The following is an 11,780-nucleotide window of genomic DNA, read 5'->3' as shown; positions in this document are numbered from 1 at the left end:
GTCGTCTTCTGCTCACTCGAGGCGACCTCCGCGTGCAAGGAGCGTCTGCAGGTGCGCCACTGCGGCTGACCGGTGCAGCGTCAGGTCGGACTTGGTCCACCGGACGACTGCCCAGCCGAGTCGTTCCATCTCGCGGTAGCGACGGAGGTCACGGCCCCACTGCTCGGCGTCGGTCCGGTGGTGGTCGCCCTCGTACTCGATGACGATGCGGCGCTCCGGGTAGGCCAGGTCGACGCGGCCGACGAACCGACCGGCTTCGTCCAGCACGTCGACCTGCAGTTCGGGCTCGGGCAGCCCCGCGCGGACGATCGCCAGCCGTGCTCGGGTCTCCTGCGGCGACCCGGCCCCCACCCGCACGAGCTCGAGCGCCACGCGCAGTCGTCGGACACCCGATCGCGCTCCGGCCAGGGCGACGGCGGCAGCGAGGTCGTCAATCGTCGTCCCGCACCGCCGTTCCGTGACGATGGCGTCCCCGAGCACGACGAGCTGGTCGACCGAGAGCATCGCACCGCAGTCCACCCACAGCGCCGCGGGCGTGCTCGTCGGCATCCCCCACCGCTCCGTCACCTGGGCACGGTCCGGTGTGATGCGGTGCCCGACGACCCCGTGGCGTCGTGGTTGTGCGATCGGCAGGGGACTCGTGACGTGCACCGGTCCGTCGTCGGCGGCAGGGACCGGCAGCTGCCAGAGGACCGCCGCCGAGACGTGGCTGATGAACTGCCCGGGGACCAGCACCGGCCGGAACGCCCGGATCCGGTGGACCGGGTCGGGCGGACGGTCACGTGCCCATCGGATCGCCCGGGTCGGGCGGATCAGGTCACGCCGTCGGAGTCGTTGTCGGGAGACGCCCGCGCGGTCGGCGGCACCGACGTCGAACGCGCGCCCGCGCAGTGGTGTCGGAAGTGGTCGTGCTCGCATGACGACCACGCTCGCGCCCCGCGCCCACCGCCCGCGCGCCGAACGCGACTTCTGTGCACAACGCACCCCGGGCCTCCCGTGTGGAGGACCAGCCACGCGCGGATCGTGAGCAGAAGAGGTCGGGTCGCCGCCCCGCACCCGACCATTTCTGCTCACGAAACGAAACCGAACCACCCACCCCACCCCACCCGCCGGCCCATGTCACGTCAACCGCTACGATCGACGCACGAGCCAACGGAGGTCGAAGCGCATCATGGGAGACGGCAAGCCCGCGACCATCTACGACGTCGCCGCACGCGCCGGGGTCTCGAAGTCCCTCGTCTCCCTCGTGCTGCAGCGCTCCGCCCGGGTCAGCGACCAGCGCCGGGCCGCCGTGCTCAAGGCGATCCAGGAGCTCGACTACCGGCCCTCGACCGCAGCCGTCTCCCTCGCCGGTACGCGCAGCCGCACCATCGGCGTGGTCCTCGACGACTTCCGCAACCAGTGGTTCGTGGACCTGCTGACCGGTCTGCGCGAGAGCCTGCAGGACCAGGGGCACCGGCTCGTGGTCGCCGACCGGTTCCTCAACACGGGGCTCGATGCCTCTCCGGTCGAGGGCTTCCTCTCCATGCGCGTCGAGGGCATCGTGATCGCCGGCGAGCCCACCACCGACCTCGCGATCCCCGCCTCGATGCCGCTCGTCATCGCCGGTGGCCGCGTGGCGATCCCCCGCGCGGACACCGTGGCGAACGACGACCACGCCGGTGGCGGCATCGCGGCGCAGCACCTGCTCGACCTCGGTCACACCCGACTCGGGTTCGTCGGTGCGAGCTCGGCGGCCTCGGCCGAACGCCAGTCCGGGTTCGAGCAGGCCGCAGCAGCACGCGCCTCTGTCGTCACGACGGTCCTGCCGGGTGAACCCACCGAGGAGGCCGGTTCCCGCGCCCTCGGCATGCTCCTCGACGAGCACCCGGACGTCACCGCCGTCTTCGCCGCGAACGACGTGATGGCCCTCGGCGCCCTGTCCGAGCTCGCCGAACGCGGGTTGCGCGTCCCCGAGGACGTCTCCGTCATCGGCTACGACGACACCCCGGTGGCCGCGATGCGGTACGTCGGCCTGACGAGCATCGACGACCGCAGTGTCGAGATCGGCCGCGGCGCCGGCGAGCGCCTGCTGGCCCGCATCGCCGATCCGCGGATCGCCGCCACGGAACTCCTGGTCGAACCCCGCCTGGTCGCGCGCCGCACCACCGCCGCACGCTGACGCGGCAGCACGGACCCCGGCCTGGAGGCCCGCCCCGCCTCCGCCCCGCCCGCTTCGTGAGCAGAAATGGTCGGGTCCAGGGCCCGTACCCGACCATTTCTGCTCACGAAGCGCCGGGCAACTCCGCGTGCTGGACGACCCACGAGTGCATGACGATCGCGGCCGCCGCCGAGGCGTTGATGCTCCGCGTCGACCCGAACTGCGTGATCTCCAGGTGCCCGGACGCCCCGGCCACCGCTTCGTCGGTCAGCCCGGGGCCCTCCTGCCCGAACAGGAACACGCAGCGCTCCGGGATCGTCGCGGTCTCGATGCGCTCGGCCCCGGGGGTGTTGTCGATGGCGACGACGGGTCGCTGTTCCTCCGCCATCGCGGTGAGGAAGGCTTCGACGTCGGGGTGGTAGCGGACGTGCTGGTACCGGTCGGTGACCATCGCTCCGCGCTTGTTCCACCGGCGTCGCCCGATGATGTGCACGGTGCCGGCCAGGAAGGCGTTGGCGCTCCGCACGATCGACCCGATGTTCAGGTCGTGCTGCCAGTTCTCGATCGCCACGTCGAACGCGTGCCGGCGGGTGTCGAGCTCGGCGACGATCGCGTCCATCGACCAGTACCGGTAGCGGTCGAGCACGTTCCGGGAGTCCCCGGCGGCCAGCAGCTCCGGGTCGAGCCTCGGGTCGTCGGGCCAGGGTTCCGGGTGCGGCCCCACCCCGTTGGTCGTCAGCTCGTGCGACGGTTCGGGCGCAGTGGTCACCCGACCAGCGTACGGCGCACACGGCACCGGCCCGACGACCGCAGCGCCCCGCGGCGCCGCGGGCTCAGGCGGTGCCGGACCCGTGGGCGATGCGCGACTCGATGCCGGCGATCAGGATGTCGAGGCCGAGCGCGAACCGGTCGTCGTAGGAGTGCTCGCCGAGGATCTCGCCCACCAGCCGGTGCCGCTCGGGGCGGCCGGCCTCGGAGTCCCCGCGCCCGACCTGCACCCCGGCGTGCCCGACCACGAAGTCGTAGACGACGAAGAAGGTGTACATCGCCTCGGCCGGCGGCAGCCCGGCGTCCTGCAGGGCACCGACGACCTTCGCCACGACGGCGTCGGACTCGGTCGAGGCGAGCGGGGCGCGCTGGCTGTGCGACTCGAGCACGAGCGGGTGGGTGCGCATCAGGTCACGGAACGTCGTGGCGAAGGTGCGGACGACGGCGTGCCACTCGTCCGGCCAGACGAAGGTCGCGGTGAACTCGTCGACGGTGCGGCGGACGAGTTCGGCGTGCAGGTCGTCCAGCCCGCCGATGGTTCGGTGCACGGTCATCGGAGCGACCCCGAGCCGCACGCCCAGGGCCCGGAAGGACAGCCGGTCGAGGCCGTCCTCGTTCGCGATGGTCGTGGCGGCGTCGATCACCTGCTCGCGGGAGAGCACGTTCGGGCGGCCTCGGCGTCGTCGCGGCGTCACCTCGAGCTCCGTCTCCGACACCGGGGTGGGTCGGGGCGCGGCGGACGGGGTTCCGGGTTCGACGAGCACGAGGGGCCTCCTTGATTCGGTACGTGTCCCGAAAAGCGTAGGGCAAAAGCCGACCGCGGTTCGGTGTCTCGACCTTCTCGGGTCTCGGAGCAGCGCGCAAGAGCCGCCCCGGGCCTCCCGGCCCTTTCCGAGCCGGCCACGAGCCGGACCTGAACCCCTGCGCAGTAGGGTGAGGGCCATGGCGACCCGAGACGACGTCGAGTGCTGGCTGACCGACATGGACGGCGTGCTCGTCCACGAGAACCAGGCGCTCCCGGGCGCGCCGGAACTCATTCAGCAGTGGCTCGACGACGGCACCGAGTTCCTCGTGCTGACGAACAACTCGATCTTCACGCCGCGCGACCTCAGCGCCCGACTGCGGGGCTCGGGCCTGCACGTGCCCGAGGAGCGGATCTGGACGAGTGCGCTCGCGACCGCTGACTTCTGCAAGTCGCAGATGCCCGGTGGCTCGGCGTTCGTGATCGGTGAGGCCGGCATGACCACCGCCCTGCACGAGGCCGGGTTCATCATGACCGAGACCGCGCCCGACTACGTCGTCGTCGGTGAGACCCGCAACTACTCGTTCGAGGCGATCACCAAGGCCGTCCGGCTCATCCGCGCCGGTGCCCGCTTCATCGTGACGAACCCCGACGCCACCGGCCCGAGCGCCGAGGGGGTCCTGCCGGCCACCGGCGCCATCGCGGCGATGATCGAGAAGGCCACCGGCAAGCAGCCCTACGTGGTCGGCAAGCCGAACCCGATGATGTTCCGCTCCGCGATGAACCGGATCGGCGCGCACTCCGAGAACACCGGCATGATCGGCGACCGCATGGACACCGACGTGCAGGCCGGCATCGAGGCGGGGCTGCACACCGTGCTCGTGATGACGGGCATCAGCGACCAGGCCGAGATCGACCGGTACCCGTTCCGCCCGAGCGAGGTCATCTCCGGCGTGCACGAGCTCGTGCGCACCGAGCCGTTCGAGGTCGAGCTCTAGCCGGTAGCACGCGACCGCGCGCGTCGGCGCGGCCGCTACCGCGCGTTGACCCCCGCACCGGACGCGACCGCGGCACCCGCCGCAGCCGGTTCGTGGGACGCGCCACGGGCCTCCAGGGCGAAGGCCGCCATCGGCGGCACCGTCCGCCACCGCTTCGCGAGCCGACGGGGCCGGTCGTCGTACCAGGCGATGACCCCGCCGGCCACGATGCCGAACGCGAGCACCCCGAACGAGAACAGCCCGATCAGGCCGAGCAGCGTCAGCTTGCCGAAGTCGCCCGTGTCCGCGGTCGCCGAGAACCCGATGGACCCGAAGTCCCAGAAGGCGTGCAGCAGCACCGGGGCGAGCAGCGACCCGGTCAGCCGGCGCGCGACGTACAGCGTCGACCCGAACGACGCCGCGAACACGACCTGGATGAGCGTCGGCCCGATCCCGGCACCGGCGAGCGCGTTGAGCAGGTGCAGCAGCCCGAACAGCGCACACGACAGGGCCCAGACCCCCATCTCCGGCAGGCGCCGCCGCAGCCCGACGAGCAGGGTCCCGCGGGCCATGAGCTCCTCGAAGACCCCGACGAACAGCACCCCGACGGCGAGCAGCAGGAAGTAGTGCGCCGGCAGCGCCGTCCAGTCGATCAGGGGCAGCCGGACGACGCACACCACGAGCACGAGGATCGGCGCGAGCATCGTCCACCGCAGCCGCGTCCGGACCGGGTCGACCGTGGCGATCCGCCACCAGCCGAGCGCCGTGACGAACAGGGCGAGTGCCACGACGGCGATGCCCTCGGGGATGACCAGGGCGTGTACGACGCTGTCGACGGTCTGCCCGAGGGTCGCGTAGTCGTCGCTCGGCCGTGACCGCCAGGCGCTGATCGCCGCGAACACGACGATCGGCGCGAGCCCGAGCAGCAGCGACGGGGGAACCGGCCAGCGACGGCGGCGGGCTCGGACGGGGGCGGTGGTGGTCATCTGCTGGTTGTACCAGGCGGGTCGTACGATTGGCGGTATGCGCCTGCCATCCCTGTCCACCATGGCAGAGGACTACGTCAAGCTCATCTGGAAGGCCAGCGAGCGCGGCGGGCCCGGCCTGGCGACGCGGGACATCGCGGCGTCGCTGAAGGTGTCGGCGTCGACGGTGTCGGGCAACCTCAAGAAGCTCGACCGCGACGGCCTGATCGAGCACACCCCGTACTACGGCGTCGTGCTCACCCCGCTCGGGCAGCAGGTCGCGGTGGCGATGGTCCGGCGGCACCGGCTGATCGAGACGTTCCTGGTGGAGCGGCTCGGCTACTCGTGGGACGAGGTCCACACCGAGGCCGAGGCCCTGGAGCACGCCGTGTCCGAGCAGTTCCTCGACCGCGTCGACGCCGACCTCGGCCACCCGACGCACGACCCCCACGGTGACCCGATCCCCGGGGCGGACGGCATCGTGCCGGACTCCCCCGGCACCCTGCTCGGCGCGATCGAGCCGGGCGCGTGCGGCACCGTCGACCGGGTCTCGGACGACGACCCCTCGCTGCTGCGGTACTTCGACGAACTCGGGGTGGGGCTGGGGACGCACCTGCGGGTCGAGCGGGTGCGGGACTACGCCGGCGTCATCGCGGTGTCGCGGCGGGCGACCGACGGCTCGGAGTCCCTCGTCGACCTGCCGGCTGCCGCCGCATCCTCCATCTGGCTCGCGCCCGACGGCGACTGACCGCGCGGCGTGCGCGGGCGGGATGGTCGCGTGGTCTGCCGGTCACAACACCCCGCTCACGTCCGCCGAGCGGTCAGGAACCGTCGCCCGGCAGCCCCGCAACCGACAGTTCGCGACCACTCGGCGCCCAACGCACGGGGCGTCGTGACCGCACCGCGGCCCGCGAACGCGCGTGGCGACGGACGGGAGGCCCGGCGCGCGGCCGCCACGCGCCTCCCGTCCGGCGGCCCCACCGGCCACGGCACCCCGCTCACGTCCGCCGAGCGGTCACCATCTGTCGCCCGGCAGCCCCGCAACCGACAGTTCTCGACCACTCGGCACCCAACGCACGGGGCGTCCTGACCGCACCGCGGCCCGCGAACGCGCGTGACGACGGACGGGAGGCCCGGTGCGCGGCCGCCACGCGCCTCCCGTCCGATGCCCCACCGGTCACAACACCCCGCTCACGTCCGCCGAGCGGTCACCATCTGTCGCCCGGGAGCCCCGCAACCGACGGTTCTCGACCACTCGGCACCCCGCCCACGGGGTGTCGTGACCGCGCGACGCGCCCGCCCCACCGCCGCGACGGCGACCGTTCGCGACCACCCGGCGCTCCCGGCCGGGCGCGCCCACCGGCCCTAGCCCTTGACGGAGCGCGTCCGGCCGAGGGCGACCTCGCGCCGGGCCCGCTCGAGGGCGAGCGCGGATGCCGCATCCGGGTCGTGCAGCAGCCGTTCGGTCTCGTGCACGTGCTCCCGGCCGGCGTCGGTCCCCCGGTCGGCGGCCGCGACGAGGACCGGTCCGACGGTGTCCTCGCCGAGTCCCACCAGAGCACGCGACAGGCTGAGCCGACGCTCGCGGTCGCCGATGCCGAGCTGCACGGCGAGGGTCCGCGCGAGCGACGCCCGCTCGTCGTCCGGCACCAGTGCGACGGCCGTGCGCCAGGCGGCGCGGAGCACCTCGTCGTCGTGGTCCTCGAGCAGCGGGCGCACCGCCGGCCACGCCTCCGGGTCGCCGATCTTCGACAGGGTGTGGAGCGCCTGGCTGCGGGCCTGGGGCTCGGGGCGCTCGAGCTCGGGCAGCACGCGGGCGACGACGTCGTCGGCGGGGTGCCGGGTGAGCGCCCACGTCAGCATGTCGCGGACGAAGAAGTCCGGCTCGACGGCGCACTGTGCCACGAGCACCTCGAGGTCCGCGGGGTCCGGGGTGGTCCCCGCGGCCATCACCGCCTGCAGCCGGGCGGAGGATCGCGGATCGGCGAGGGCATCGGTGAGCGTGGTCATCCGTCCATCGAAGCCCCTCGCGCCGGGGCCGCGTCAAGCATCGGGGCATAGCGTCGGGAGACGTGCGGTTCGCTCCCACCGCACCCCCGACCACGAAAGGACCTCCGTATGCCCCGCATCGGTACCAGTGACCTGCACGTGTTCCCCCTCGCCCTCGGCGGCAACGTCTTCGGGTGGACGGCGGACGAGTCGACCTCGCACCAGGTCCTCGACGCCTACACCGCGGCCGGTGGCGACTTCATCGACACCGCGGACGTCTACTCGGCCTGGGCGCCGGGCAACTCGGGCGGTGAGTCCGAGCGGGTCATCGGTTCGTGGCTGCGCGCCTCGGGCAAGCGGGACGACGTCGTCATCGCGACGAAGGGCTCGCAGCACCCGGAGTTCCAGGGCCTCGCCGCGGGCACCGTCGCCGCCGCTGCCCGCGCGAGCCTCGAGCGCCTCGGCACCGACCGGATCGACCTGTACTACGCGCACTTCGACGACCAGTCGACCCCGCTCGAGGAGACCGTCCGCGCCTTCGACCAGCTCGTGCAGGACGGCCTGGTCCGCTACACCGCGATCTCGAACTACTCGAAGGACCGCGCCGCGGAGTGGATCCGCATCGCGACGGAGAACGGCCTCGCCCAGCCCGTCGCCATCCAGCCGCACTACAACCTGGTCACACGCCAGCCGTACGAGGCCGAGATCGCACCGCTCGCGCACGAGCACGGACTCGGCGTGGTGCCGTACTTCTCGCTCGCCGCGGGGTTCCTGACCGGCAAGTACCGCTCGAAGGACGACTTCGCCGGCAAGGACCGCGAGGGCCAGGTGTCCGGGTACTTCACCGACGAGGGGCTCGCCGTCGTGGACGCGCTGTCCTCGATCGCCGACGCCCACGGTTCCGAGATCGCCACCGTCGCACTCGCCTGGCTGCAGGCGCAGCCCGACGTCGTCGCGCCGATCGCGAGCGCCCGGAACACCGAGCAGCTGCCGGCGCTGCTGGCCTCGGCGGAGCTCGAGCTCACCGCCGACGAGCTGCAGACGCTGTCCGACGTGTCGGCGAAGGTGCCCGCGAGCGCCTGACACCCGCGCATCTCAGCTGATGCGCGTGCATGTTCCGACATCCCACTCGTCGTTCGACGGGTGGGATGTCGTTCGTTGCGCACGCAGTCGCTGCATGTGCGTGTTCCGACAGACCACCAGTCGATCACGGGGTGGATCGTCGCAGAACGCGTGCGACGCGCGCCGACCGACAGACCCGCCCCTACGCCCCCGGCGCCAACGACCCGGTCAGCGGCTGCCCCGACGACCGCGTCACGAAGCACGCGATGAACCGGTCACCCTGGTCCCACGTCGCCTGGTCCGGCGCGTAGGAACCCTGCACCTGCACGTCCCCCACGGCAGCGGCGGCCGAGGCGTTCAGCGCCGTGTCGGACTGGCACTGGTCGGCCGCCTGGGTCGCGAGGGCCTCGGCACCGGGGTAGGTGTCGCCCTCGACCGCGAGCCGTGCGGTCAGCTGCCCGATGTGCGGCGTCGCGCAGTCCACCACCGTGAAGGTCTGCGCCCACGCGTTCGTGAACGGCGACAGGCACTCCCCGCCGGCCAGGTCGGTCCACGGGTGCTCGCCGGGCAGCGCCGGGGTCGTGGCGAACTGCAGCGTGGCGGCCGGTGCTGCGGCGTCACCCGGCTGCGAGGCCGACGCCGACGGCGCAGCGCTCGGTGTCGCCGGCGCCGAGGAGGCAGCCACCGGCGACTTCGTCGGCACGGCCTGGTCGGCGATGTTGTTCCCGAGGATCCACTTCGACAGCAGGAACACCAGCACGATGAGCACGAGGATCAGCGCGATCGACCCGTAGATCAGCAGCTGCTTGCCGCGCTTGCCCTCGTTCCGCAGCCGCGCGAAGCCCTCGTTGATGAAGTTGTCGCGGTCGCCGGACTGCCGGTCCGGACCGCCGGCCGGCCGTCCAGCAGCAGCGGGCGCGGGGACAGCAGCAGGAGCGGCAGCAGCAGCGGGCACGGCAGCCGCCGGCATCATCCGCGTCCCGGTGTCCTCCGGGTCGTAACCGGTGCCACCGAGCTGCCCGACGGCTTCGGTGCCGAACAGGTCCTTGATGGCACTCGTGTCACTGGTCTCGCGGCCGTCCCACTCGGACTGGTCCAGGTCGTCCGGCGCCGCAGCGGGAAGGGACTCCGGCTGCGGACCGGTGTCGTTCCCACGCAGGCCGAGCACGGCGTCGAGGTCCTGCCCCACCGACGGCGGCAGGTGCGCCGGGTACTCCTGGGCACCCGCAGCGGGCTCCACGAGCGGCGGCGCGGCGGTCGGCGGCACGGTCGCGTCGGGCTCGGACCACCAGGGCGTCCCGGCCGCCGGCATCGCGGTGGTCGGGGCATCGGCCTGGAGGCCCTCGGTCGCGTCCGGCACGTCGCCTCCGGCGGCCTCACGGGGCACGTCCACGGCCTCGGTCGCCTCCGACGGAGCACCAGCGGCATCAGCGGCGGGAACGGCAGCCGGAGCAGCCGTGTCCGACACGGGCGCAGCCGGGACCGCCGGCGGCACCACCGGCGGCACGGGGACCGCCGGCGGCACCGGGTAGGTCCGCGGTGCCTGCGGCAGCCCGGAGGCCGGGGTGTCGACCTCGCCTGCGACGACCTCGTCCTCGTCGTCCAACTCGTCGGCGAGCGACCAGGACCCGGCGGACAGCGCGGTGGTGTCGAACGAGTCGGTGGTCAGCGTCGCCGGGACCTCGCCGGGCTCGTCGTCACCGAGCGCCCAGTCGAACGGCCGGTCGTGCGCGCCCGTCTGCGCGGGGACCGGCCCGGTGCTGGTGATGCGCAGCAGATCGGTGAAGGTCGGCGGTTCCTCGGTCGGCGGCAGCACGTTCTCGACGCCGAGGGGCTGCGGGGCAGCGGGAGCAGCGCGCGCCACGGACTCCGGGTGGTTCCCGGTCGCACGGCCGAGCCAGTCGACGTCTGCGCGGCCCTCGCCGAACGGGTCGACGCGGCGACGCTCGTCCTCGATGGCCTTCGACGCGGCAGCTCGTTCGTCGCGGTGGGTCTGTGCCGTCGGCAGCACGATCGATGACGGGTGCGGCGCGGTGGAGTCCGGCGCGACGTCGGCGGCGGCAGGGATCCGGTCGTGCAGTGTGGAGCGCTCGTGCTCGACGACGGCGTCGGGGTTCTCGGAGGGTGCGAGCAGCTCGGGCGGCATCGAGATGGCCTGGGTCGCGCCGTCGTCGAGCGCCGGAGCCGAAGCGGCCGGCGCAGACGCGGCCGGCGCAGCAGGAGCAGCAGGAGCAGCAGGAGCAGCAGGAGCAGCAGGCTCGGCGCCCTCCGCCTCCCCCTCGGCCACGAACGGCTCCGGCAGCGGCGCGCCCGTCTCACGGGCGGTGCGCTCCGCCTCGCGGCGCTCCCGCCGCGACGGCCAGTCCTCCTCGCCGCGCGGAGCCCCGAAGATGTCCGCAGCGCTGCGGAGACCGTGGAACGGAGCGTCCGATCCGGACGCACGCCGAGCCTCCAGGCCGTCGTCCCCGTCTGCCGGGCCGGCGGTGCCGTCGGGTTCGCGTGCGTCGTCCGGACGCTCCTCGGTCACGCGGTCAGCCCCAGATCAGCCAACCCGATGGCCGCGAAGTACGGGTAGCCGGCCGCCTCGATCGTCTCCTTGGCACCGGTGTCCCGGTCGACGACGACCGCGACGGCGGCGATGATCGCACCCTCGCGCTCGAGCGCCTCGGCCGCCTTGAGCGGCGAGCCGCCGGTGGTGGAGGTGTCCTCGAGCACGACGACGCGCTTGCCCTTGAGGTCCGGTCCCTCGACCTGCTTGCCGCGGCCGTGGTCCTTCGGCTCCTTGCGGACGACGAAGGCGTCGTAGGTCAGGCCCTGGGCAGCGGCCTGGTGCAGGACGGCGCTGGCGATGGGGTCGGCGCCCATGGTGAGGCCACCGACGGCGGAGACGTCCGGCACCTGCTGCACGAGCTCGGTCATGACCTGGCCGATCAGCGGCGCGACGCGGTGGTCCAGGCTGACCTTCCGCAGGTCGATGTAGTACGTCGCCTTCTTCCCGCTGGTCAGGGTGAAGTCGCCGTGGAACACCGCTTCGGAGGAGATGTACTGGATCAACTGTTCGCGCGCGTCGGTCACAGCGCACAAGGGTAGTCGGTCGGGCCCGCAACGCGCTCCCCCAGCCTGTGGGTCCGTGCGTA

At 72.9% G+C, this 11,780-nt stretch carries 11 protein-coding genes; 4 read left to right on the top strand and 7 right to left on the bottom strand.

The features are described 5' to 3' along the window. Positions 1 to 12: 12 nt before the first annotated feature. A complete protein-coding gene (locus BIU91_RS04260) occupies positions 13 to 918 on the bottom strand; it encodes a DUF559 domain-containing protein (RefSeq protein ID WP_071404356.1) in 906 nt (301 codons plus the stop codon). A gap of 253 nt (positions 919 to 1,171) precedes the next feature. On the opposite strand from BIU91_RS04260, the gene BIU91_RS04255 reads away from it, so the two are divergent. Beyond that, a complete protein-coding gene (locus BIU91_RS04255) occupies positions 1,172 to 2,161 on the top strand; it encodes a LacI family DNA-binding transcriptional regulator (protein ID WP_071404355.1) in 990 nt (329 codons plus the stop codon). Positions 2,162 to 2,264: 103 nt separating this feature from the next. Here the strand turns inward: BIU91_RS04255 and BIU91_RS04250 are convergent, their stop codons facing one another. Further along, a complete protein-coding gene (locus BIU91_RS04250) occupies positions 2,265 to 2,909 on the bottom strand; it encodes a TrmH family RNA methyltransferase (protein ID WP_071404354.1) in 645 nt (214 codons plus the stop codon). Positions 2,910 to 2,973: 64 nt separating this feature from the next. Further along, entirely contained in the window at positions 2,974 to 3,672 is a 699-nt protein-coding gene (locus BIU91_RS04245; RefSeq protein WP_071404353.1) for a TetR/AcrR family transcriptional regulator C-terminal domain-containing protein, read from the bottom strand. A 178-nt stretch (positions 3,673 to 3,850) separates the two neighbouring features. On the opposite strand from BIU91_RS04245, the gene BIU91_RS04240 reads away from it, so the two are divergent. Beyond that, a complete protein-coding gene (locus BIU91_RS04240; protein WP_027464991.1) occupies positions 3,851 to 4,648 on the top strand; it encodes an HAD-IIA family hydrolase in 798 nt (265 codons plus the stop codon). A gap of 35 nt (positions 4,649 to 4,683) precedes the next feature. Here the strand turns inward: BIU91_RS04240 and BIU91_RS04235 are convergent, their stop codons facing one another. After that, positions 4,684 to 5,613: a CPBP family intramembrane glutamic endopeptidase gene (locus tag BIU91_RS04235; RefSeq protein ID WP_071404352.1), complete on the bottom strand. Its 930-nt coding sequence runs from the start codon at positions 5,611 to 5,613 to the stop codon at positions 4,684 to 4,686. 37 nt (positions 5,614 to 5,650) lie between these two features. Between BIU91_RS04235 and BIU91_RS04230 the strand changes: the two genes are divergently transcribed. Next, the gene (locus BIU91_RS04230; protein ID WP_027464846.1) at positions 5,651 to 6,340 is read left to right on the top strand and encodes a metal-dependent transcriptional regulator; all 690 of its coding nucleotides are present in this window, start codon (positions 5,651 to 5,653) and stop codon (positions 6,338 to 6,340) included. A 617-nt stretch (positions 6,341 to 6,957) separates the two neighbouring features. Here BIU91_RS04230 and BIU91_RS04225 read toward each other — a convergent pair. Next, positions 6,958 to 7,602 (bottom strand): HEAT repeat domain-containing protein, encoded by a 645-nt coding sequence (locus tag BIU91_RS04225; protein WP_071404351.1) that lies wholly within the window; start codon positions 7,600 to 7,602, stop codon positions 6,958 to 6,960. A 108-nt stretch (positions 7,603 to 7,710) separates the two neighbouring features. On the opposite strand from BIU91_RS04225, the gene BIU91_RS04220 reads away from it, so the two are divergent. Next, entirely contained in the window at positions 7,711 to 8,664 is a 954-nt protein-coding gene (locus tag BIU91_RS04220) for an aldo/keto reductase (RefSeq protein WP_071404350.1), read from the top strand. A 181-nt stretch (positions 8,665 to 8,845) separates the two neighbouring features. Here BIU91_RS04220 and BIU91_RS04215 read toward each other — a convergent pair whose 3' ends face one another. Together BIU91_RS04215 and pyrE are read right to left on the bottom strand one after the other, a co-directional pair. Beyond that, positions 8,846 to 11,170, bottom strand: a complete 2,325-nt coding sequence (locus BIU91_RS04215) for a septum formation family protein (RefSeq protein WP_071404349.1) — start codon at positions 11,168 to 11,170, stop codon at positions 8,846 to 8,848. Next, on the bottom strand, positions 11,167 to 11,718 hold the full coding sequence (gene pyrE, locus BIU91_RS04210) for an orotate phosphoribosyltransferase (RefSeq protein WP_071404348.1): 552 nt from the start codon (positions 11,716 to 11,718) through the stop codon (positions 11,167 to 11,169). Before pyrE ends, BIU91_RS04215 begins: the two co-directional genes overlap by 4 nt. Positions 11,719 to 11,780 lie beyond the last annotated feature (62 nt).

This window comes from Curtobacterium sp. MMLR14_002, assembly GCF_001864975.1.
Taxonomy (GTDB): Bacteria; Actinomycetota; Actinomycetes; order Actinomycetales; family Microbacteriaceae; genus Curtobacterium; species Curtobacterium flaccumfaciens.
This window is presented reverse-complemented; position numbering and strand designations above follow the sequence as displayed.

What these genes read in the sequence shown, in the direction of transcription:
- BIU91_RS04260 (WP_071404356.1), bottom strand. Translation starts at nt 918, where the DNA reads ATGCGAGCACGACCACTTCCGACACCACTGCGCGGGCGCGCGTTCGAC.
- BIU91_RS04255 (WP_071404355.1), top strand. Translation starts at nt 1,172, where the DNA reads ATGGGAGACGGCAAGCCCGCGACCATCTACGACGTCGCCGCACGCGCC.
- BIU91_RS04240 (WP_027464991.1), top strand. Translation starts at nt 3,851, where the DNA reads ATGGCGACCCGAGACGACGTCGAGTGCTGGCTGACCGACATGGACGGC.
- BIU91_RS04235 (WP_071404352.1), bottom strand. Translation starts at nt 5,613, where the DNA reads ATGACCACCACCGCCCCCGTCCGAGCCCGCCGCCGTCGCTGGCCGGTT.
- BIU91_RS04230 (WP_027464846.1), top strand. Translation starts at nt 5,651, where the DNA reads ATGCGCCTGCCATCCCTGTCCACCATGGCAGAGGACTACGTCAAGCTC.
- BIU91_RS04225 (WP_071404351.1), bottom strand. Translation starts at nt 7,602, where the DNA reads ATGACCACGCTCACCGATGCCCTCGCCGATCCGCGATCCTCCGCCCGG.
- BIU91_RS04220 (WP_071404350.1), top strand. Translation starts at nt 7,711, where the DNA reads ATGCCCCGCATCGGTACCAGTGACCTGCACGTGTTCCCCCTCGCCCTC.